The sequence below is a fragment of the Mycobacterium sp. HM-7 genome (genome assembly GCF_053852335.1).
In genome coordinates this window covers 4812739-4833201 of the sequence record NZ_CM132657.1, presented here as the reverse complement: position 1 = coordinate 4833201, position 20463 = coordinate 4812739, and the positions used below count along the sequence as shown (strand labels likewise).

General features: G+C 68.1%; 22 protein-coding genes. 15 read left to right on the top strand and 7 right to left on the bottom strand.

Translation table 11 applies throughout. The features are described 5' to 3' along the window. Positions 1–34 precede the first annotated feature (34 nt). Genes rpsE through rplO form a run of 3 tightly spaced genes read left to right on the top strand, consistent with a single transcriptional unit; the run spans position 35 to position 1325 of the window. Positions 35–700 (top strand): 30S ribosomal protein S5, encoded by a 666-nt coding sequence (gene rpsE, locus ACWW1C_RS23275; protein WP_455980471.1) that lies wholly within the window; start codon positions 35–37, stop codon positions 698–700. Positions 701–702: 2 nt separating this feature from the next. Then, complete coding sequence (gene rpmD, locus ACWW1C_RS23270) at positions 703–882, top strand: 50S ribosomal protein L30 (RefSeq protein ID WP_020101428.1); 180 nt, start codon at positions 703–705, stop codon at positions 880–882. Then, positions 882–1325, top strand: a complete 444-nt coding sequence (gene rplO, locus ACWW1C_RS23265; RefSeq protein ID WP_455980470.1) for a 50S ribosomal protein L15 — start codon at positions 882–884, stop codon at positions 1323–1325. Before rpmD ends, rplO begins: the two co-directional genes overlap by 1 nt. A 94-nt stretch (positions 1326–1419) precedes the next feature. Here the strand turns inward: rplO and ACWW1C_RS23260 are convergent, their stop codons facing one another. After that, positions 1420–2652 carry a serine hydrolase domain-containing protein gene (locus ACWW1C_RS23260; RefSeq protein WP_455980469.1) on the bottom strand — a complete coding sequence of 411 codons (1233 nt, stop codon included), beginning with the start codon at positions 2650–2652 and terminating at the stop codon, positions 1420–1422. 105 nt (positions 2653–2757) lie between these two features. Here ACWW1C_RS23260 and sppA point away from each other — a divergent pair, with 105 nt between their 5' ends. Beyond that, the gene (gene sppA / locus ACWW1C_RS23255) at positions 2758–4545 is read left to right on the top strand and encodes a signal peptide peptidase SppA (RefSeq protein WP_455980468.1); all 1788 of its coding nucleotides are present in this window, start codon (positions 2758–2760) and stop codon (positions 4543–4545) included. A gap of 12 nt (positions 4546–4557) precedes the next feature. Here sppA and ACWW1C_RS23250 read toward each other — a convergent pair whose 3' ends face one another. The 4 genes from ACWW1C_RS23250 to ACWW1C_RS23235 are packed head-to-tail and all read right to left on the bottom strand — an operon-like array spanning position 4558 to position 8289. Next, complete coding sequence (locus tag ACWW1C_RS23250; protein ID WP_455980467.1) at positions 4558–5475, bottom strand: class I SAM-dependent methyltransferase; 918 nt, start codon at positions 5473–5475, stop codon at positions 4558–4560. A 5-nt stretch (positions 5476–5480) separates the two neighbouring features. After that, positions 5481–6392, bottom strand: coding sequence for a class I SAM-dependent methyltransferase (locus tag ACWW1C_RS23245; RefSeq protein WP_455980466.1), 912 nt, complete (start codon positions 6390–6392; stop codon positions 5481–5483). 13 nt (positions 6393–6405) lie between these two features. Then, entirely contained in the window at positions 6406–7338 is a 933-nt protein-coding gene (locus tag ACWW1C_RS23240; RefSeq protein ID WP_455980465.1) for a class I SAM-dependent methyltransferase, read from the bottom strand. Positions 7339–7359: 21 nt separating this feature from the next. Continuing rightward, the gene (locus ACWW1C_RS23235; protein ID WP_455980464.1) at positions 7360–8289 is read right to left on the bottom strand and encodes a class I SAM-dependent methyltransferase; all 930 of its coding nucleotides are present in this window, start codon (positions 8287–8289) and stop codon (positions 7360–7362) included. Positions 8290–8617: 328 nt separating this feature from the next. Between ACWW1C_RS23235 and secY the strand changes: the two genes are divergently transcribed. From secY to ACWW1C_RS23185, 10 genes are all read left to right on the top strand, one after another. After that, complete coding sequence (gene secY, locus ACWW1C_RS23230; protein ID WP_455980463.1) at positions 8618–9940, top strand: preprotein translocase subunit SecY; 1323 nt, start codon at positions 8618–8620, stop codon at positions 9938–9940. Further along, positions 9937–10482, top strand: coding sequence for an adenylate kinase (locus ACWW1C_RS23225; protein WP_455980462.1), 546 nt, complete (start codon positions 9937–9939; stop codon positions 10480–10482). Before secY ends, ACWW1C_RS23225 begins: the two co-directional genes overlap by 4 nt. Positions 10483–10510: 28 nt before the next feature. Continuing rightward, on the top strand, positions 10511–11314 hold the full coding sequence (gene map, locus ACWW1C_RS23220; protein ID WP_455980460.1) for a type I methionyl aminopeptidase: 804 nt from the start codon (positions 10511–10513) through the stop codon (positions 11312–11314). A 51-nt stretch (positions 11315–11365) separates the two neighbouring features. Continuing rightward, on the top strand, positions 11366–11890 hold the full coding sequence (locus ACWW1C_RS23215; protein ID WP_455980459.1) for a sigma-70 family RNA polymerase sigma factor: 525 nt from the start codon (positions 11366–11368) through the stop codon (positions 11888–11890). Positions 11891–11892: 2 nt separating this feature from the next. After that, positions 11893–12615 (top strand): zf-HC2 domain-containing protein, encoded by a 723-nt coding sequence (locus ACWW1C_RS23210; RefSeq protein ID WP_455984406.1) that lies wholly within the window; start codon positions 11893–11895, stop codon positions 12613–12615. Between the two features lie 74 nt (positions 12616–12689). Beyond that, complete coding sequence (locus ACWW1C_RS23205; protein WP_455980458.1) at positions 12690–14405, top strand: thiamine pyrophosphate-binding protein; 1716 nt, start codon at positions 12690–12692, stop codon at positions 14403–14405. Beyond that, a complete protein-coding gene (locus ACWW1C_RS23200; protein ID WP_455980457.1) occupies positions 14386–15045 on the top strand; it encodes an SRPBCC family protein in 660 nt (219 codons plus the stop codon). The genes ACWW1C_RS23205 and ACWW1C_RS23200 overlap by 20 nt, the downstream gene beginning before the upstream one ends. 7 nt (positions 15046–15052) lie before the next feature. Beyond that, positions 15053–16072 (top strand): 3-oxoacyl-ACP synthase III family protein, encoded by a 1020-nt coding sequence (locus ACWW1C_RS23195; protein ID WP_455980456.1) that lies wholly within the window; start codon positions 15053–15055, stop codon positions 16070–16072. Further along, positions 16069–17112 (top strand): pyridoxal phosphate-dependent aminotransferase, encoded by a 1044-nt coding sequence (locus ACWW1C_RS23190; protein WP_455980455.1) that lies wholly within the window; start codon positions 16069–16071, stop codon positions 17110–17112. Before ACWW1C_RS23195 ends, ACWW1C_RS23190 begins: the two co-directional genes overlap by 4 nt. A gap of 30 nt (positions 17113–17142) precedes the next feature. After that, a complete protein-coding gene (locus ACWW1C_RS23185) occupies positions 17143–17631 on the top strand; it encodes a MarR family transcriptional regulator (RefSeq protein ID WP_455980454.1) in 489 nt (162 codons plus the stop codon). 1 nt (position 17632) lies between these two features. Here ACWW1C_RS23185 and ACWW1C_RS23180 read toward each other — a convergent pair whose 3' ends face one another. After that, positions 17633–18835, bottom strand: coding sequence for a GAF domain-containing sensor histidine kinase (locus ACWW1C_RS23180; RefSeq protein WP_455980453.1), 1203 nt, complete (start codon positions 18833–18835; stop codon positions 17633–17635). Continuing rightward, positions 18832–19512, bottom strand: a complete 681-nt coding sequence (locus tag ACWW1C_RS23175; protein ID WP_455980452.1) for a response regulator — start codon at positions 19510–19512, stop codon at positions 18832–18834. The genes ACWW1C_RS23180 and ACWW1C_RS23175 overlap by 4 nt, the downstream gene beginning before the upstream one ends. Before the next feature lie 176 nt (positions 19513–19688). Between ACWW1C_RS23175 and ACWW1C_RS23170 the strand changes: the two genes are divergently transcribed. Beyond that, on the top strand, positions 19689–20459 hold the full coding sequence (locus ACWW1C_RS23170) for an HAD family hydrolase (protein ID WP_455980451.1): 771 nt from the start codon (positions 19689–19691) through the stop codon (positions 20457–20459). The last annotated feature ends 4 nt before the right edge of the window (positions 20460–20463 follow it).

Sequence of the window (20463 nt, the reverse complement as noted above, 5' to 3'; positions counted from 1 at the left end):
TGACTTACTTGAAGATGACCGGAAGGACTGCATGATGGCCGACCAGGCTGGCGCCGGTTCGGCGCAGGACAATCGCGGTGGCCGCGGAGATCGTGGCGGCCGCGGCCGTGACGACCGTGGTGGCCGTGGCCGCGGCGACGACCGTGGTGAGAAGAGCAACTACATCGAGCGCGTTGTCACCATCAACCGCGTTTCGAAGGTGGTCAAGGGTGGTCGGCGCTTCAGCTTCACCGCCCTGGTGATCGTCGGTGACGGCCACGGCATGGTGGGCGTGGGCTACGGCAAGGCCAAGGAAGTTCCGGCCGCCATTGCCAAGGGTGTCGAGGAAGCTCGCAAGAGCTTCTTCCGGGTCCCGCTGATCGGCGCCACCATCGTCCACCCGGTTCAGGGTGAGGCCGCTGCCGGTGTCGTGATGCTGCGTCCGGCAAGCCCGGGTACCGGTGTCATCGCCGGTGGCGCGTGCCGCGCGGTGCTGGAATGCGCCGGTGTGCACGACGTCCTCGCCAAGTCGCTGGGCAGCGACAACGCGATCAACGTGGTGCACGCCACCGTTGCCGCGTTGAAGATGATCCAGCGTCCCGAGGAAGTGGCAGCCCGTCGTGGCCTGCCCATCGAAGATGTTGCGCCGGCCGGCATGCTGCGGGCCCGGCGTGAGGCAGAAGCGCTGGCCGCATCGGCAGCGCGTGAAGGATCGGCATAAACATGGCTGAACTGAAGATCACCCAGGTGCGTGGCACCGTGGGTGCCCGGTGGAAGCAGCGCGAAAGCCTGCGGACGCTGGGACTGCGCAAGATCCGCCAGTCCGTCGTTCGCGAGGACAACGCGCAGACCCGTGGTCTGCTCGCGGTGGTCAACCATCTCGTCACCGTTGAGGAGGCGTAATGAGTGTCATCAAGCTGCACGACCTGAAGCCTGCCCCGGGGTCCAAGAAGGCCAAGACCCGCGTCGGTCGTGGTGAGGGCTCCAAGGGTAAGACCGCTGGTCGCGGTACCAAGGGCACGAAGGCCCGCAAGAACGTCCCCGTGACGTTCGAGGGTGGCCAGATGCCGATCCACATGCGTCTGCCGAAGCTCAAGGGCTTCCGCAACCGCTTCCGCACGGAGTACGCGGTGGTGAACGTCGGCGACCTCGCCAAGGCGTTCCCGCAGGGCGGCACCGTCGGCGTGGACGAGCTGGTGGCCGCGGGCCTGGTTCGCAAGAACACCCTGGTCAAGGTGCTCGGCGACGGCAAGCTGGCCGTCAAGGTCGACGTCACCGCCAACAAGTTCAGCGGTAGCGCCCGTGAGGCGATCACCGCTGCCGGTGGTAGCACGACCGAGCTGTAAGAGCTCTACGGAGAAGGGCCCTCGCTTCGGCGGGGGCCCTTCTTTTTTGTGGCTGGCGGGCGGAATCTCGCGATCTACTTCACGTCGGGTGGCACTACGTCTGCGGCCGGGCGCCGAGGACGTCGCGGAAGAGCGCCTGGCGGACGGCCAGTTCGCGGGGGTCACTGACCAGATGGAAGCCCAGCCGGTTCATCACGTAGCCGAAGCCGACGCCGGTGTCGGGGTCGGCGAAACCGAACGAGCCGCCGAACCCGGGCGTGCCGAACGCCCGCGATGACGAGCCGAACGTCATGCGCGGGAATTCCTTGCAGAAACCGAGGGAGTACGCGCCGTCCAGGCGGAGCACCATGTCGCGGGTGCCGCCGGACGGGATGCGCGCCGGCGCCGTCACCGCGTCGAACACGTTCTGGCTCAACCCGATTCCGGCCCCGCCTCCCGCTGCCTCGCCGTACAGGTGAGCCAGCGCGCGGGCCGTCCCGGTGCCGTTGGCCGACGGAATCTCGACGCGGCGCACCCGGTCGGTGTTGTAGTCGCCGGCGTAGGGGTCGATGTCTGCGGGCATGGCCGCGGTCCGTGCCAGCAGCCCGCGGGGGTTGAGGCTGCCGACCAGGAATCCGAGCGGCATCACGTTCATGTGCCGGAGCGGCTCGGACCGCTTCCAGTGGTGCAGCGTGGCCACCCGTGCTCGGTCCAGCTCGTCGGGCAGGCCGATGTGCAGGTCCAGCCCGAGCGGGTCGACGATCTCCTCGGCCAAGTAGCGGCCCAGCGTCCGGCGCGCGGGGTCGGTACGCCGGATCAGTTCGGACTCGTACCAGCCGATGGTGATGGCGTGATACCCATGCTGGGTGCCGGGCGTCCAAGCGGGTTTCTGCGCCGCGAGGATGGCGGAGAGCCGCACCGGATCGGCGATGTCGGACAACAGCGGGTTGGGAGTCAACACGCACAGCCCAGCCTGGTGCGCGAGCAGCTGACGCACGGTGATCTTCCCCTTGTCCTGCGCCGCGAACTCCGGCCAGTACTCGGCGACCCGCTCGTCGTAATCGAACAGCCCCTTCGACACCGCGTGTGCGACGGCAAGGGCCGCAACACCTTTCGTCGACGAGAACATGTTCACCATGGTGTCGGCCTGCCACGGCGCCTTGCTGATCCCGTCGCGGTAGCCGCCCCACATGTCCACCACCTTGCGGCCGTCGCGGTACACGCACAGCGCCGCGCCGACCTCGATTCCGGCTGCGAAGTTCGCCCGGAACGCGTCGGCGACCTTGCCGTAGCCGTCGTCGGCATCACCGTGGACCTGGTCGGGGGAGACGGAGACTTTGAGCACCATAGCCCTGATCTTCTCCCGCGAGCAGCCGCAAAACTGTCGTTTTCCTGCGGAGAACGGCGGTTTGCGGCTGCTCGGCCAGTGCAGGCGAGTCGGTACGCTCGAAAGATGTTTGCTTTCCGGCCCAGCCTGCCCGGTCTTCCCGGCCCCGATGAGTTGCGTGCCCTTGTCCGCAAGGTCGACACCGCGCGTCACCACGGCGTGCCTGGCGGCTGCGTACTGGAACTCGACCTGCAGGCCGTGCCGCCGGAGACCGCGGGCTTCGACCCGATCGCCTTCGTCATGGGCAACTCACGGCCACTCGTGCTGCGCGACGCCGTGGCCGCCATCCACCGAGCCGCCGACGACAAGCGCGTCGCCGGGCTGATCGCCCGGGTCCAATTGCCCGCTGCCGCAGCCGGTCCGGTGCAGGAGCTGCGTGACGCCATCGCCGCGTTCAGCGCCGTCAAACCGTCGGTCGCGTGGGCCGAGACGTACCCCGGCACCATGTCCTACTACCTGGCCTCGGCGTTCCGGGAAGTATGGATGCAGCCGTCGGGCACGGTCGGGCTGGTGGGTTTCGCCACCAGCCCGATGTTCCTGCGTGACGCCTTCGACAAGGCCGGCATCGAGGCCCAGTTCGTGGCCCGCGGTGAATACAAGTCAGCGGCCAACATGTTCACGCAGGACCGCTACACCGAGCCGCACCGCGAGGCCGACGGCCGTCTCATCGAGAGCCTCCACACTCAGGTGCTGACCGCCATCGCCGCATCGCGCGGTGTTGACGCCGACGAACTCGACACCCTGGTCGACCGGGCGCCGCTGCTGCGCGACGACGCGCTGGCCGCCAACCTGGTGGACCACATCGGCTTCCGGGATGAGGCGTATGCCCGGGTCGGTGAATTGGTCGGCGGCGCAGCGGAAGCCGACGGCAACGACGCGCCGCCGCGATTGTTCCTGTCCCGCTATGCCAAGGCCACTGCCGGACACACGCTGCCCGAGGTGCCGCCGCTGCCGGGCATCAAGCACAAGCCGACCATCGCCGTGGTCACCATGGCCGGACCGATCGTCAGCGGCCGCGGCGGTCCGAGCGCGTTCCCGCCCGGGCCGTCGAGTGTTGGTGGCGACACCATCGCGGCGGCGCTGCGCGAGGCGGCGGCCGATGACGATGTCGCGGCCGTCGTGCTCCGCGTGGACAGTCCCGGTGGCGCGGTCACCGGTTCGGAGACCATCTGGCGCGAGGTGGTCCGGCTGCGGGAGGCCGGCACACCCGTCGTCGCGTCGATGGGGGCCGTCGCCGCGTCGGGCGGTTACTACGTGTCGATGGCGGCCGACCACATCGTCGCAAACGCCGGCACCATCACCGGATCCATCGGGGTGGTGACAGGCAAGCTCGTCACCAAGGGTCTCAAGGAACGGCTCGGTGTCGGCTCAGATGCCGTGCGTACCAACGACAATGCCGACGCCTGGTCAGCCAACCAGCCGTTCACCGAGGCCCAGCACGCGCACGTCGTGGCCGAGGCCGACCTGTTCTACACCGACTTCGTCGAACGCGTCGCCGAGGGCCGCAGCCTGCCGGTCGAGGCCGTCGAGCAGGTGGCCCGCGGCCGCATCTGGACCGGCGCCGACGCGCTGGAACACGGCCTGGTCGACGAGCTCGGTGGGCTGCGGACCGCGGTGCGCCGGGCCAAGGTGCTGGCCGGCATCGATGTTGAAGCTCCCGTCCGAACCGTCAACTACCCCGGCTCGTCCTTGCTGGACCGCGTGCGGCCCAAGGCTTCCTCGCAACCGGCCGCCGCCTCATTGCCGGACGCGGTGGCGGCGGTGCTCGGTCGGTCGCTGGTCGGCGCGCTCGGCCAGGCCGAGCGGTCGCTGACCGGGGTCAGCGCGCTGTGGCTGGGGGACTGCCGCTTCTAGCGTCCGGCCGACTCAGCCGAGAGTGCCGCTGATGTAGACGATTTCGCTCATCACATCGTCGCCGATGACCTCGGCCGTCAACCCGTGACGGCTGTGCAGGTCCACCCGGCCGATCCCGGACATCTGCCAGCCCTTGGTGGTCAGATAGTCTGCGGCGGAATGCCTTTCGCCGTGATAGATCAGCGACGGCATGTCCAGGTTCAGGCCGAGTTGCTGGAATCCGGCTGCCGCTTCGCGGGCCATTTCCGGATCGAAATCCTTGAGCCCGGGCACGAATTCGGTGGCCACGGCACTACCGGGCGCACTGAGCTCGTGGATGTTGTCGAACAGCTTGTCCTGGGCTTCCGGCGGCAAGTAGATCAGCAGACCTTCGGCCAGCCACGCCGTCGGCCGGCTGGGGTCGAAGCCCGCTGCCCGCAACGCCGCCGGCCAGTCCTCGCGCAGATCGATCGGGACGGTCCGGCGCGTGGCCGTCGGGGCCGCGCCGAGTCCGGCCAGCGTCTGGGTCTTGAACTCGATGACCTCGGGCTGGTCGATCTCGTAGACCACGGTGCCGTCGGGCCACGGCAGCCGGTAGGCGCGGGAGTCCAGACCGGACGCCAGGATCACCGCCTGCCGGATGCCGCCTTCGGCGGCCGCGATGAAGTAGTCGTCGAAAAACCGTGTGCGCACAGCCATCTCGTCGATGTTGGCCCGGGCGCGAGCCGCGGCATCGGGCGCGACGGTCTCGAGGACGGCCAGGTCCAATTCGCCGTCGACCATCTTGGTGAACACCTCGATCCCGACGGCCCGCACCAGCGGCGCCGCGAACGGATCGTCGATCAAACCGTGTTCATGGGTGCTGGCGATCGCCCGCCCCGTCGCGACGAGCGTGGCCGTGGCGCCGACACTCGACGCCAGGTCCCAGGTGTCCCCGTGTTCGCGTGCCATCGCGGCTATCGCTTCTGACCCAGCACGGCGCGGACGTACTTCAGCTGCGTCCACGCGCGGGACAATTCGTCGTCCGGATATTGGAACCCGTTGTCGCCGTGGGCTTCTTCGACCGACCGCGCGGTGACGTCCCAGCCGAGGCTCGTCAGGTAGTCGGTGACGTGGTTGCGGTCGCCCTGGTAGATCAGGTCGGCCATCTCGATGTTCGAACCGAGCGCTTTCATCCGGTCGCGCATCTGCTGCATCCGCTCGTCGTCGAACGCGGAACTGAGGTCGCCGACCTGCTCGGTCGCCACGAAGCTGCCGGGTGCCGACAGCGCGGTGATGTTGTCGAACAGTCGATCCTGAGCCTCCGGCGGCAGGTAGATCAACAGCCCTTCGGCGATCCATGCGGTGGGCGCCTCGGGATCAAAACCGTTGTCCCGCAGCGCCTGCATCCAGTCGTCGCGCAGGTCGACGGCGACGGTGCGCCGGGTTGCGGTGGGGGCGGCGCCCAGGCCGGCCAGCGTCGTCGACTTGAACTCGATGACCTCGGGCTGGTCGACCTCGAAGACGACGGTGCCGTCCGGCCAGGGCAGCCGGTAGGCGCGCGCATCCAGACCGGCGGCCAGGATCACCGCCTGCCTGACACCTGCGGCGGCCGCGTCGAGGAACAACTGGTCGAACCAGCGGGTGCGCACCGTCATGCCCTCCGCGGCGCGCCGCGGGGTGAAGGCCGGGTTCACGTCGCCGAGATCGATCTCGCCGTCCAGCGCCTTGGTGAAGAAGTCCAGTCCGACGGCCCGGACCAGCGGCTCGGCGTACGGGTCATCGATCAGCTGCTCGCGGTGCGCCAGCGCACGCTGTCCCGCAACCATGGTCGCGGTGGCACCGACGCTGGACGCGAGGTCCCAGGAATCTCCGTCAGTTCGTGTCATATGGGTCCAGCTCCTAGTTCTTGATGGCCGTCACGGACAGTGAATTACGCAGCGCCGCGGTGTCTTCGGTCTCGGCGAGGGGGCGGCCGTACTCGGCGAAAACTTCAAGGCGCGGACGGGCCGTGGTATTCCAGCCACTGGCATCCAGGTGCTCGACCACCGAGGTGCGGTCGCCCTGGTACCAGAGATCGGTCAGGTTGAGGTCCAGGCCGGCACCGCGCCACCGCTCGCTCATGGCCGCACCCCGTTCGGCCATGCCGGCGCCGTGGTCGGTGTGGAACTCGGTGGCCAGGCGACTACCGGGCGCCGACAGCGCGGTGATGTTGTCGAACAGCTTGTCCTGTGCCTCGGGCGGCAGGTAGATCAGCAGTCCCTCGGCGATCCAGGCCGTCGGCGCAGCGGGATCGAACCCGGCGGCGCGCAGTGCGGCCGGCCAGTCCTCGCGCAGATCGATCGCCACGGTGCGGCGCTCACAGGTGGGCGTGGCCCCGAGCTGCGTCATGGTTCCGGTCTTGGCGGCGATCACCTCGGGTTGATCGATCTCATAGACGACGGTGCCGGCCGGCCAGTCCAGCCGGTAGGCGCGCGAATCCAGGCCGGCGGCCAGGATGACGGCCTGCCGGATTTCAGAGGACTCAGTCGCTCCGGCTGAATCGCCACCTCCGGTGGCAGAAGTGAAGAAGTCGTCGAAGAACTTCGTCCGCACCGCCATCAGATTGGTCATCATCGTGGCGGCCGTCCCGACGTCGCCGGTGAGATCGATCTGCCCGTCGAGCAGTTTGACGAAGAAGTCGACACCGACGGCCCGCACCAGCGGATCGGCGTACGGATCGCGGATGAGGGGCTCCGCTTCCTTCGTCGCCAGGGCGCGAGCGGTCGCCACCATCGTGGCGGTGGCGCCCACGCTCGAGGCCAGATCCCAGGTGTCGCTGTCGGTGCGGGTCATCGGTTCACTCCTGTCTGTGGATCAGCGCAGTGCGGTGACGTAGTTGACCTCGCCCATCGAGGGCTGGCCGTTCGGGTCGGCCGCGACGGCGGGCAGACCGTTGCGGACGAGCAGTTCATTGGAGGTGACGGCGGTGGTCTGCCAGCCATGGCCCTGAAGATAGGTGTCCACGTCGGCCCGGTCGCCCAGATAGACCAGATCGCTGAAATCCAGTTCGAAGCCCTGCTCGCGCCACTGCTCCGAGGCCGCCTTCATCCGCTCCCGCACGGCGTCCTCGTCGACGTCGGGCGTGGTCGGTACGCCTTCGGCGCCCATCCGGCTGCCCGGTGCGCTGAGTTCGGAGATCTGGTCGAGCAACCGGTCCTGAGCTTCGGGCGGCAGGTAGCCGAACAGTCCTTCGGCGATCCAGGCGGTGGGCTGGGCGGGGTCCAGGCCCGCTTCGCGCAGTGCGGCGGGCCAGTCGTCGCGCAGGTCGATCGCCACCGTGCGCCGCTCGGTCGTCGGTGCGGCGCCCAGATCCGAGAGGGCCTTGGCCTTGAACTCGATGACGTCCGGCTGGTCGATCTCGTACACGACGGTGCCCGGCGCCCAGGACAAGCGGTAGGCCCGGGCGTCGAGTCCGGCGGCGAGAATGACGGCCTGCCGGATGCCGGCCCGGCCGGCGTCGTGGAAGAAGTCGTCGAAGAACCGGGTGCGGGCAGCCATTCCGTTGGTCAGCTGCGACATGCTCGGGCCGTGGCCTGCGCCGCCGAATTGGGCGGGGTCGGCGGCGCCGTCGACCAGCTTGGTGAAGAAGTCGACCCCGACGGCACGGACCAGGGGAGCGGCGAACGGGTCATCGATGATCGGGTCTTCGGATGTGGTGGCGAGGGCGCGCGCGGCGGCGACCAAGGTCGCGGTCGCCCCTACGCTCGAGGCCAGGTCCCAGGTGTCGTTGTCAGTGCGTGCCATCGCGTCGTTCCTGTCGTCGGTTACCCGGTGAGCGGGCTGGTAGTTAGCTCATGTAACAACCTGTCGGCGACTGTACGCGCCGTTCCTGAACTCGGCAGAAATGCCGGGTGGCGAGACGTTTCGACCCGTCCGGGCCGGGTGGGAAGCGTTCGGCGCCGAGCGGATGCAGGTCGCGGGGGTGGCAACTGTTATTCTCGGAGACTGATTTGACGGCGCGTCCAGGCAGGTCGGGTACCTGCTGCTGGTCGCGCACGGAATTAACCAAACGCTGGACCTGACCAGCCCCATCAGCACGCCGCGGCCCGAGCTCGGCTGCGCAGGAGGAAGAGTGCTTTCGGCTTTTATCTCGTCCCTGCGGACGGCCGATCTGCGACGCAAGATCCTCTTCACGCTGGGTGTAGTCATCCTCTATCGGGCCGGTGCCGCATTGCCGTCCCCCGGGGTGAACTACCCGAACGTGCAGAAGTGCATCGAGCAGGTCAGCGGCGGTGACGCGGCGCAGGTCTACTCGCTGATCAACTTGTTCTCCGGCGGTGCGCTGCTGCACCTGTCGGTGCTGGCGGTCGGCGTGATGCCCTACATCACCGCGAGCATCATCGTGCAGTTGTTGGTCGTGGTCATTCCGCGCTTCGAACAGCTGCAGAAGGAAGGCCAGTCCGGTCAGGCCAAGATGACGCAGTACACGCGTTATCTCGCGATCGCGCTGGCAGTTCTGCAGGGCACGTCGATCGTCGCGATGGCCGCCAGTGGCAACTTGCTGCAGGGCTGCACCCTGAACATCATCCAGGACCAGAGCATCTTCACCCTCGTGGTGATCGTGCTGGTCATGACCGCGGGCGCTGCCCTGGTCATGTGGATGGGCGAGCTCGTCACCGAGCGTGGCATCGGCAACGGCATGTCGCTGATGATCTTCGCCGGCATCGCCGCCCGTATCCCGTCCGAGGGCCAGTCCATCCTGGAGAGCCGTGGTGGCGTGGTGTTCGCCTCGGTCGTGGGCGCAACGCTGCTCATCATCGTCGGTGTCGTCTTCGTCGAGCAGGGTCAGCGCCGCATCCCGGTGCAGTACGCCAAGCGCATGGTGGGCCGCCGGATGTACGGCGGCACCTCGACCTACCTGCCCTTGAAGGTCAACCAGGCCGGCGTCATCCCCGTCATCTTCGCGTCGTCACTGATCTACATCCCGCATCTGATCACCCAGCTGGTCACCGCCGGCGATCCGAACGCGTCCAACGGCTGGTGGTCCAAGGCGATCGCCAAGTACCTGACCAACCCGGCCGACCCCGTCTACATCGCCATCTACTTCGGCCTGATCATCTTCTTCACGTACTTCTACGTATCCATCACGTTCAACCCCGACGAGCGGGCCGACGAGATGAAGAAGTTCGGCGGGTTCATCCCGGGCATCCGGCCGGGCAAGCCCACGGCGGACTACCTCCGGTACGTCCTCGGCCGAATCACGCTGCCGGGCTCGATTTACCTCGGTTTGATCGCGGTGCTGCCTAATCTGTTCCTGCAGAGCGGCGGCAGCAGCGCCCAGAACCTGCCATTCGGCGGTACGGCCGTGCTGATCATGATCGGCGTGGGTCTGGACACGGTGAAGCAGATCGAGAGCCAGCTGATGCAGCGCAACTACGAAGGGTTCCTGAAATGAGAATGGTTCTGCTGGGACCGCCGGGAGCAGGCAAGGGCACTCAGGCCGAGAAGCTGGCCGAGAAGTTCGGCATCCCGCAGATCTCCACGGGCGATCTGTTTCGTAGCAACATCAGCAAGGGCACCCCGCTCGGTGTCGAGGCCAAGAAGTACCTCGACGCCGGTGACCTGGTCCCGGCCGAGCTGACCAACGCGCTGGTCGACGACCGCCTCGACGCCGACGACACCGCCGCCGGGTTCATCCTCGACGGCTTCCCCCGCTCGGTCGAGCAGGCCGTCGCGCTGCGCGACATGCTGGCCAAGCGCAACCTGAAGCTCGACGCGGTGCTGGAGTTCCGTGTCTCGGAGTCCGAGCTGCTGACCCGGTTGAAGAGTCGGGGCCGCGCCGACGACACCGAAGAGGTCATCCTCAACCGCATGAAGGTGTACCGGGACGAGACCGCCCCGCTGCTGGACTACTACCAGGACGAGCTCGTGTCGGTCGACGCCGTCGGCAGCCTGGATGAAGTTTTCGCCCGCGCGCTGCAGGCGCTCGGTAGCTGAACCACCTACCCAGCTGAAGTAGTCATCGATGATTGGTCTACCGCGACGCGGCCGCAAGGTCGTCCCCCAGCGGACTCCCGGCGAATTGGACGCGATGGCGGCTGCCGGCGCCCTGGTGGCGGCAGCGCTGAAAGCGGTTCGTGAAGCCGCGGCGCCCGGAATGTCCACTCTCGAGCTGGACCAGATCGCCGAGTCCGTCATCCGCGATGGCGGCGGCATCCCGTCGTTCCTCGGCTATCACGGGTTCCCCGCGACCATCTGCGCATCGGTCAACGATCGCGTGGTGCACGGCATCCCGACCGCCGACGAGGTGCTCGCCAGCGGTGACCTGGTCTCGATCGACTGCGGCGCCATCCTGAACGACTGGCACGGCGACTCGGCCGTGACGTTCGGGGTCGGCCCGCTGATCGACGCCGATCAGAAGCTGTCCGACGCCACCCGCGAGTCCATGGAGGCGGGCATCGCCGCCATGGTGCCCGGTAACCGGCTGACCGACGTCTCGCACGCCATCGAGGTGGCGACCCACGCCGCGTCTGCCCGCTATGACCGCAAGTTCGGCATCGTCGCAGGCTACGGCGGCCACGGTATCGGTCAGCAGATGCACATGGACCCGTTCCTGCCCAACGAGGGATCACCCGGGCGGGGCCCGTTCCTGGAGCCCGGCTCGGTGCTGGCGATCGAGCCGATGCTGACCCTGGGTAGCACCAAGACGGTCATTCTCGAAGACGAGTGGACAGTTGTCACCAAGGACGGCTCGCGTGCCGCACACTGGGAACACACCGTTGCTGTCACCGAGGACGGACCCCGAATCTTGACGCTGTTACGCGACTGATCCGGTGAACCGGATCGCCCCTGATCTCGTGTCAATGACGGAGGTTGGTGCATGAGCGATCCGGAGGCCGCCATGATGCGGGTGCTTTATGACGAGCACGCAGGCGCCCTTTGGCGCTATGCCCTGCGACTGACACAGGATTCGGCGCGGGCCGAGGATGTCGTGCAGGAAACATTGCTGCGGGCGTGGCGGCACCCCGATGTCGTGTCCGACACCGACCAGTCTCCACGGGCCTGGCTCTACACCGTCGCCCGCAACCTCATCATCGACGAGCAGCGCAGCGCCCGGCGGCGGCACGAGACCACCTCGTCGGAGGTGGTGGAGGCCGACGACCGGACGGACCCGGCAGCTACCGATGAAGTGGACACCGCTCTGGATCGGATGCTGCTCGGGGGCGCCCTGAGCCAGCTCTCCGTCGACCATCGTGCCGTGATCGAGCGCGCGTATTACCGGCAGTTGAGCGTCGCACAGATCGCGGCGGAGCTTCAGATCGCCGAGGGCACAGTGAAATCGAGGCTGCATTACGCGGTCCGGGCACTGCGCCTGAATCTGCAGGAAATGGGGGTGACTCGGTGAGCATGCATGTGGTCGAGTCCATTGGACCCTTTGACGGCGACCGGTACGCAACCTGGGACGCCGCCTATGTGCTGGGTTCGCTGTCCAGCGCGGAGCGCCGCGAGTACGAGGCGCACCTGCAGACCTGCGCCCGGTGCCGGGACGCCGTCGGCGAACTCAGCGGCATGCCGGCTCTGCTGGGCCTGCTCGATTTGGCGGACGTGCAGGAGATCGGCGCCGAGCAGCCCGAACCGCCGTTGCGGCCCGAGGTGCTCGATTCGGTGTTGGCCAAGGTGCGGTGGCGCCGGCGCCGGACCCGCTGGGTGACGACGGCAGTTGCCGGCCTGGCCGCGGCGGTACTGGCGATCGGGGCGGTGGCCGTGGTCCGGCCCGAGTTCTTCGGCGGTGGTCAGAGCCAGGAGCAGGTTGCGCAGCTGCCCATGCAGCACGTGGCACCCACTCCGTTCAACGCCACCATCGCACTGAGCAGCTTCGGCTGGGGTACCCGGATCGACATGGCCTGCAGCTACGGCGACTGGTCCAGTGGACCGGCCGCGCCGCCGACCAACCTGGGCATGGTGGTGGTGGGCCGCGACGGCAGCCGCAACCAGATCGCCACGTGGTTCGGCATGTCCGGCGCCACTGCGTTGCCGAGTGGTAACACGCCGATGCAGGTTTCGGAAATTGCTGCGGTACAACTGGTTTCCGCCGACAACGGCAAGGTCCTGCTGGAGCGCAATCTGTAATTTGTGCCGCCGGCATTGAACCTTTCGCCGATCCGCTTCGTGTCTTTGGTTAGACGAGCGGAAGCAGGTGGCAGATGGTCGGCAGGCATCGGGTGGTGGACCACATCATCACGCAACTTGCGGCGTCGGGCACCGAGCATTTCTTCGGTGTCGATGGGGCCAATATCGAGGACCTGTTCGACGCGGCGTTCCTTCGGGATGACATCACCGCGATCCTGGCAAAGCACGAGTTCTCCGCGGCCACGATGGCCGACGGCTACAGCCGTGCGGTGTCCCGCGTCGGGGTGGTGGCCGCGACTTCCGGCGGTGGATCGCTGAATCTGATTGCGGGACTGGGTGAATCATTGGCAAGTCGAGTGCCGGTGCTGGCCCTGGTGGGACAGGCGCCCGCTGCCATGGACGGCCGCGGCAGCTTCCAGGACACCAGCGGACGTTCCGGGTCACTCGACGCGGTGGCATTGTTCTCCGCGGTGTCGGTGTACTGCCGTCGCGTGACGGAACCGGACGACATCGTGCCGGCGCTCGCGGAGGCCCTGGCCGCAGCCGAGAGTGGCGGCCCAGCGGTGCTGCTGCTGCCGAAGGACGTTCAGCAGGCGATGATAGATGTGGTCAATCCTGTTGTTGCTGTGCAGGATTCGTTGCTGGCCGAGCCGAGCCCGATCGCCGAGGTGCTACGCCGGGCGCTGGGACCGGTCACCATCATTGCCGGCGAGCAGGTGGCCCGCGATGACGCCCGCCGTGAGCTCGAGGAACTGCGCTCGGTCCTACGGGCCTGGGTGGCCACGGTGCCCGACGCCAAGGACGTCAGCGGCTCACCGGGCCTGGGGCAGTCGTCGTGGTTGGGCGTCACCGGCGTGATGGGTCACCCCCGGGTCGTCGACGCGATCTCCCGCAGCGCGGTCTGCCTGGTGATCGGGACGCGACTGGCGGTCACGGCACGTGCTGGTCTCGACGGTGCCCTCGCCGGGGTGCAGACCGTCTCGCTCGGCGCGGAACGTCCGTATGTCCCTACAACACACGTGAATTCGACGAATCTGCGGGCGTCGCTGACGGCGCTGACCCGATCACTGACGGGAGCCGGCCGGCCCCACGGGCTTCGGGTCCTCGACCCGTTGCCGCACACCGAACTTCAGCCGCCGCTGCACGAGGGCCCGGGCATCCGCTACCGCGACACCGTCACGCTCCTCGACGAGCTGCTGCCCGACGGCACCGACATCGTGGTCGACGCCGGCAACACCGGTGCCTCGACAGTGCACGGACTGCCGGTGCGCCGGGCCGGGCGCTTCGTGGTGGCGCTCGGGATGGGCGGTATGGGCTACAGCTTCGGCGCCGGCATCGGCATGTGCTTTGCCCGGGCGAAAACCGCTGGGCCGCAATACCGGACCGTCGTGGTGGCCGGCGACGGCTCGTTCTTCATGCACGGTATGGAGCTGCACACCGCGGTGGAGCACCGGCTGCCGATCACTTTCGTGCTGTTCAACAACAACGCCCACGCCATGTGCGTCACCCGCGAGCAGTTGTTCTACGGCGATCGCTACAGCTACAACCGCTTCACCCCGGCCCGCCTCGGCGCCGGTCTGGCCGCGATGTTCCCCGGTCTGCACGCGACCGATGTCACCGAGCTGCCGCAGCTGGCCGGCGCGCTGACCGACGCACTCGGCCGGCACGGGCCATCGGTGGTCAGCATCGAATGCTCCGCCGACGAAATCCCCACGTTCGCACCATTTCTCGATACAGCCACCCAACAGACGCAGAAAGAGAGCTCCCAGCATGTCGCTGCCCGCGCTTGAAGACATCGCCCTACCCAACTCGGAGGCCCTGGCCGGGGTGACGCGCATCGAGAATGCGCCCCGGGAGAAGGCCACGCCCATCATCATGGAGATGATGCGGTCGGTGTACCCGCACGACATGGTCTTCGGTGACTACTGCACCGTCAACGACTACGTCGACTGCCCGCCGGACGAACTGTTCGAGTATCTGTCGGACACCCGCAGCCTCGAGGAGTGGACCTACAGCCTGCGCGGATTCACCGAAACCGAAGAACCGGGTCTGTGGCTGGCCTACGACCGGCTGGGCTCGGAGACCGAAATCTACACGCGCACCGTGGCGAACCGCGAGGCGAGGACCGTCGACTACCACTGCGCCTGGGACCAGGGCCGGCACCTGTGGATGATCTACCTGATGCGCGTCGTCGACGCGCAGACGGTGCTGAACAAGCCCGGCTCGGTGGTGCTGTGGACCAACTGCCACCACCCGTTCTACGACAACAACCCGTACCCGGAGACCGCGCCCGCGCAGCGACCCGTGTGGGTGGGGGACTTCTGGGACATGTTCGGGGCGGGCCACCGCCTCGAACTGGACAACCTCAAGGCGATCGCCGAATACCGGCACCGTAACGGCCTGCCGATCACCCCGGCCTGGATGAAGTGAGCGACACATGAGCCAACCAACTGTGAGCCTGCTTGACGTCTCGACCTATCTCCCGGGCGAGCCGATCAGCGCCGACTACTACGCGCAGTTCGCCGATTCAGATGACCTGCGGGACAACCTGATGTTCCGGGCGCCGAAGTTCCGGCATCACGTAGCCCCCGACGAGACGGCCATCGACATGGTCGAGCGCGCCGCGGCGGGCATCGTCGACCGGCACGGCTCGGACGTGCTGGCCGACGTCGACATCCTGATCACCCACACGCAGCTGCCCGACATGCCGTTCTACGGCGGTGGCGGCGGCATGGCGAATCGGCTTGGCATGAAACCGAACTGGGTGATCGACCTGCACAATGGCGGATGCGCGGCCTTCATCCTGGGCCTGAAGCTGGCCCGGCAGTTGATCGCGTCGGGGGAGGGACGCACCGCGCTGGTGGCGGTGGCGCAGAACGCGGCGGGTCAGGTCTTCGACCAGGTCACCATCCGGCCCAAGGCGCAGGCCGCGGTGCCCGGTGATGGTGCCGCCGTGGGGCTCGTTGCGGCCTCCGATGTCTCGCCGATCCTCGACGTCGAATGCCGCACTTACGGTGAGTACGCGGGCGACATGACCATGTCGGTCGATCCGCCGCGGAAATGGTGGCAGGCGGGGCCCGGCGAGGGGTGCATCGGCTTCACCGAAAGCAAGATCACCAAGGTGCTGGCCCGGGGCAACCGTCAGGTTCCCGAGGTGGCCTACGCGGTGTGCGACCGGATCGGCTTGGCGCCCAAGGACATCGGTCTGCTGGTGACCAACCAGCCGAACCGGGTGTTCCTGCGGAACTGGCGTGAGGCGCTGGAGCTGCCCGAGTCGAAACATCGCGATACTTTTGATGAGTGCGGCAACCTGTTCGCCGCCGGCGTGCCGGTCAACCTGGACCGGGCGATCACCGACGGACAGGTCGGCGAGGGTGACGTGGTGATGATGGCGGCCTTCGCGCACGCCGGCGACTTCGCCGGTGCGGCCGCGGTGCGCTGGGGCGGACAGAGATGACGCCCACGTGCGCGTTGGCCGAGGCGGTCGGTGCACTGCCCGCCGCGGACGACCCGTTGGCGTTGGCGCTCAACGAGAATCCGTTCCCGCCGCTGCCGGCGGTGCGGGCCGCCCTGACCGCGTCGATCGGCGTCGTGAACCGGTACCCCGAGTTCCTGCCGCAGCGGCTGCGGTCGCTGATCGCGGGGCGCGCCGGCGTCGCCGATGACCAGGTGCTGGTCGGCGCGGGCGCCACCGGCGTCATCCTGCAGGTGCTGCAGGCCGTCACCCGCCCCGGCGACGTGCTGGTGACGGCGTCCCCGACCTTCGACGGCTACCCGATCTTCGCGCAGATGGCGCGACTGCGGTCGGTGACCGTGCCACTGAACCGGCACGGTCACCACGACCTCGACGCCATGGCGGCGGCCGCGGCGCGGGCCCGGGTCGTCGTGATCTGCCGGCCGCACAACCCGACGGGAACGGTCGAATCGGTCGCCGACCTCTATCGATTTCTGGACCGGGTGCCGTCGGGCACCGTCGTCCTGCTGGACGAGGCGTACGTCGAGTTCCTGGCCCCCGAGCTGTGCCTGGACCTCCCGTCGCTGGTAGAGCGCTATCCCAATCTTGTTGTGGTTCGGACCTTTTCGAAGGCCTATGGGCTGGCCGGCCTGCGCATCGGCTACGGCGTGTGCGCGCCGTCGCTGGCGCGCGAGCTGTGGGGGATGCAGCTGCCGTTCGGGATCGGCATCACCGGGCTCGTGGCCGTCGCCGCCTCCTACGACGCGGAAGACCAACTGCGCCAACGCATCCGGTTGATCTCTTCGGAAGGGGCGTTTCTGCGGGCGCGGTTGCGGTCGATGGGGGTGTACTGCACCGACAGTCACGCCAACTTCGTCTATCTGCCGAGCGGGGCGCGGTCCTGGGAGTTCGGCGCCGACGGCCCGCGGGTGCGCAGCTATGCCGACGGCGGCGTCCGGATCACCGTCGGGGACCGCAGGTCCTCGCGCGCGGTGCTGGCAGCCATCCGCCATGCAGTGGACGGGACGAGCGCCAAGGCCTGACAGCGCGGCCCTGTGCGGTATGAATAAGTCGTGAGCAGTGACCCCATCGCCCGGGCCCGGGCCAACTGGGAGCGGGCCGGCTGGGGCGACGTCGCCGACGGCATGGTCGCGGTGACGTCGGTGATGCGGGCCCACCAGATTCTGCTGGCTCGCGTGGAGACGGCGCTGCGGCCCTATGACCTGAGCTTTTCCCGCTACGAACTGCTGCGGCTGCTGGCCTTCAGCGGTAGTGGTGCGCTGCCCATCACCAAGGCATCCGACCGGCTGCAAGTGCACGTCACCAGCGTCACCCATGCGATCCGGCGGCTCGAGGCCGACGGTCTCGTGGAGCGCGTGCCGCACCCGACGGACGGCCGGACCACCCTGGTGCAGCTGACCGAGGTGGGCCGCTCGACGGTCGAGGACGCCACGGTGACGCTGAACAAGGAAGTGTTCGCCGACGTCGGGATGTCCGACACGCAGTCCGCGGCCCTGGTCGAAGCCATCGAGACCCTGCGACGCACCGCCGGAGACTTCTGACCTACTCGCGCACCGTGGTCAGCGGGATGGTGGCGGTGACGATGGTTCCCGAGCCGGGCCGGGACCGGATGTTCAGCCGGCCGCCGACGATCTCCGCGCGCTCGGACATCGATAGCAACCCGTAGCCGCCCGTCTCGTCGGCGCCCAGCGGACGCTCGAAGGTGTCGAAACCGATTCCGTTGTCGATGATCTCGAGCCGGGCGTGCTCCGCGTCGGTCGAGAACTTCAACAGCGCATTGCTGGCGTGGGCATGCTTCACGACGTTCTGCAGGCACTCCTGCGCGATGCGGTACAGCGCCAGCTCGATGTGATCGGGCAGCCTGACATCGGCCAACTCCACATCGACGTCGAGTTGGCCGATCGAGCGCGCCAGGCTGGCCAGGCCGCCGGCCAACCCGAGGTCGTCGAGGACCGGCGGGCGTAGGTTGCCGATGGCAGCGCGGGCCTCGCCGAGGGTGAGGTCCACCAGTTCCCGCGCCAACGTGAGCTGCTCGGCCGCGACGGCCGTGTCCGACCCGACGGCCCGGCTCGCCGCGTCGAGGCGGTAGGACAGCGTCACCAGCCGCTGCGAGATGCCGTCATGGATATCGCCGGCCAGCCGGCGGCGCTCGATCTCTTGGGCCTCGATGACCTGCTCGACGAAGTTCTCGTGGGCCCGTTCGCGGGCGACGAGCTGGCGGTGCAACCGGGCCTGGTGCATGGCCCCGGCGATCAGCCGGCCGATGACCAGCAGCAGCTCGACGTCGCGGGCGGTGAATTCCCGGCGGTCGACGGTGTGCACGTTGAGCACTCCGACCAGCCCGCCCGGGTCGGTCTCCATCGGCACCGACACCATGGACGCGAAATCACTGCCGCGCAGCGATTCGAACGGTCGGTAGCGGGGGTCGGACTCCTTGTCATGGGTGATCACCACGGGCTCGCGATTGCCGGCCACCCATCCCGAGACACCTTCGCCCAGCGGCAGCCGGATCTTGCCGACCTCCTGGTCGAACGGCGGGGTCGCACCCGTCAACGTCAGCGACCGCTCGGTGTCGTCGAGCACGTGGACGAAGCAGACGTCGGTGCCGGTGGCCGCGGTGATCATCCGGGCGGCCGCCGCGGCCAGCGGCTCGACGCCGGGTCCGCTCGAGGCGGCCTGGATCAACTCGCGCAGTAGGGCCAGCTCGCGGTCGGCGGTCAGCACCACCTCATTACGCGGCGTCATCGGTAGATGCCTTCCCGCAGCGCGGTGGCGACCGCGCCGGCGCGGTCACTGACATCGAGCTTGCGGTAGATGGACCGCAGGTGACTCTTGACGGTCTCCTCGCCGATCACCAGCCGGGTCGCGATACCCCGGTTGGACAGGCCGTCGACGACGAACGACAGGATTTCGCTTTCCCGCTGCGTGAGGCCCTGCCGGGCGCCGGGCCAGAACTCGTCGCGCTGCATGCGGGCGGCGGTGTCGGCGGCCCGCGCCGCCATCCCGGGGTCGATGGCCGTCGCCCCGCCGTGCACCAGCTCGAGCTGACGGACCAGATCGTCGCTGCTGATGCTCTTGAGCAGGTAACCGGACGCGCCGACCCGCAGCGCCTGGTAGAGGTACTGCTCGTCGTCGTACACCGACAGCATGACCACCTTGCGGTCCGGGTCGCGTTCCCGCAGCTCACGGCACAGGTCCAGGCCACTGGCGCCCTGCATCCGCACGTCGCACAGCACGATGTCGGGCTGCAGCTCGTCGACCACCGCGGCAGCACGTTCGGCCCCGACCGCCTGGCCGACGACCCGCACCCGGTCGCTGAACGCGGCCAGCATCGCCTTGAGCCCTTCGATGACCATCTCGTGGTCGTCAACCAGGATCAGCCGTACGGGCGCGGCGGCATCGGCTCGGGGCTCTGCCGTCATGCGCGATCCGCCTTCGGCTTCTCGCTGGTGGTCATGGCAACACCTTAGAGCGGCGATTCGGCGCTGGTCGGGAGGACCGGCTGTGGACTGCCGGAGAAAGTTGATCCGTAATCTCGCCCGTCCAATCCCCCATTGGGGGGAGGCCAGGAACGTGTGACGTGGGACACGCTGGTGGCATGTCGGTGAGTTGTGCGGAGCGCACGTTCTGGTGGGATGTGGCGCGCCCGGCCCATGCCGTGATCGAACCGTTGCGGGCGGTGATCTTCGACCTGGACGGTGCGCTGGCCGATGTCGAGCGCGACGCACACCGGGTGGCGTTCAACGCCGCATTCGCCGAGCATGGACTGGATATCTCCTGGTCGGTCACCGAATACGGCCGGCTGGTCCGCATCGCCGACGAACAGCGACGCGTCGCTTCGGCACTGCGCCGACGCGGCTACGGGCGCGTCAGCACCGAGATCGCGGCGCACGTGTACCGCACCAAGACCGACCTGTTCGAGGCAGCGGTCCTCGATGGCGACGTCAGCCCGCGCGACGGCCTCGCCGATCTCGCGGCCGGGCTGTTCGGCGCCGGGGTAGCGGTGGCCGTGGTCAGCACCGGTAGCCGGTCGTGGGTGGAGCCGCTGGTTCGTCAGTTGCTGGGCGACGGCATCGCAGACACGATCGTGACGCCCGACGATCTGCCGCGGCCGACCCGGGAACCCGATCTGCACGGCCACGCACTGTGGGAGCTCGGTCTGGCGCCGGAGAGCGCGCTGGCGGTGGCGGGCGGTGTTCGTGGTTTCCGCGCAGCGCGTGCCGCCAAGCTGGCGACGCTGGTGGTCACCACCGGCTACTCGGCCGGCCAGGATTTCCCCGGGGCGGTCCAGGTGCGCGCGGAGTACGACGGCCTGCTGGCCGCCGGTTGCGAGCGCCTACACAAGAACTGGTGGTCAGCCCAGGGCTGACCAC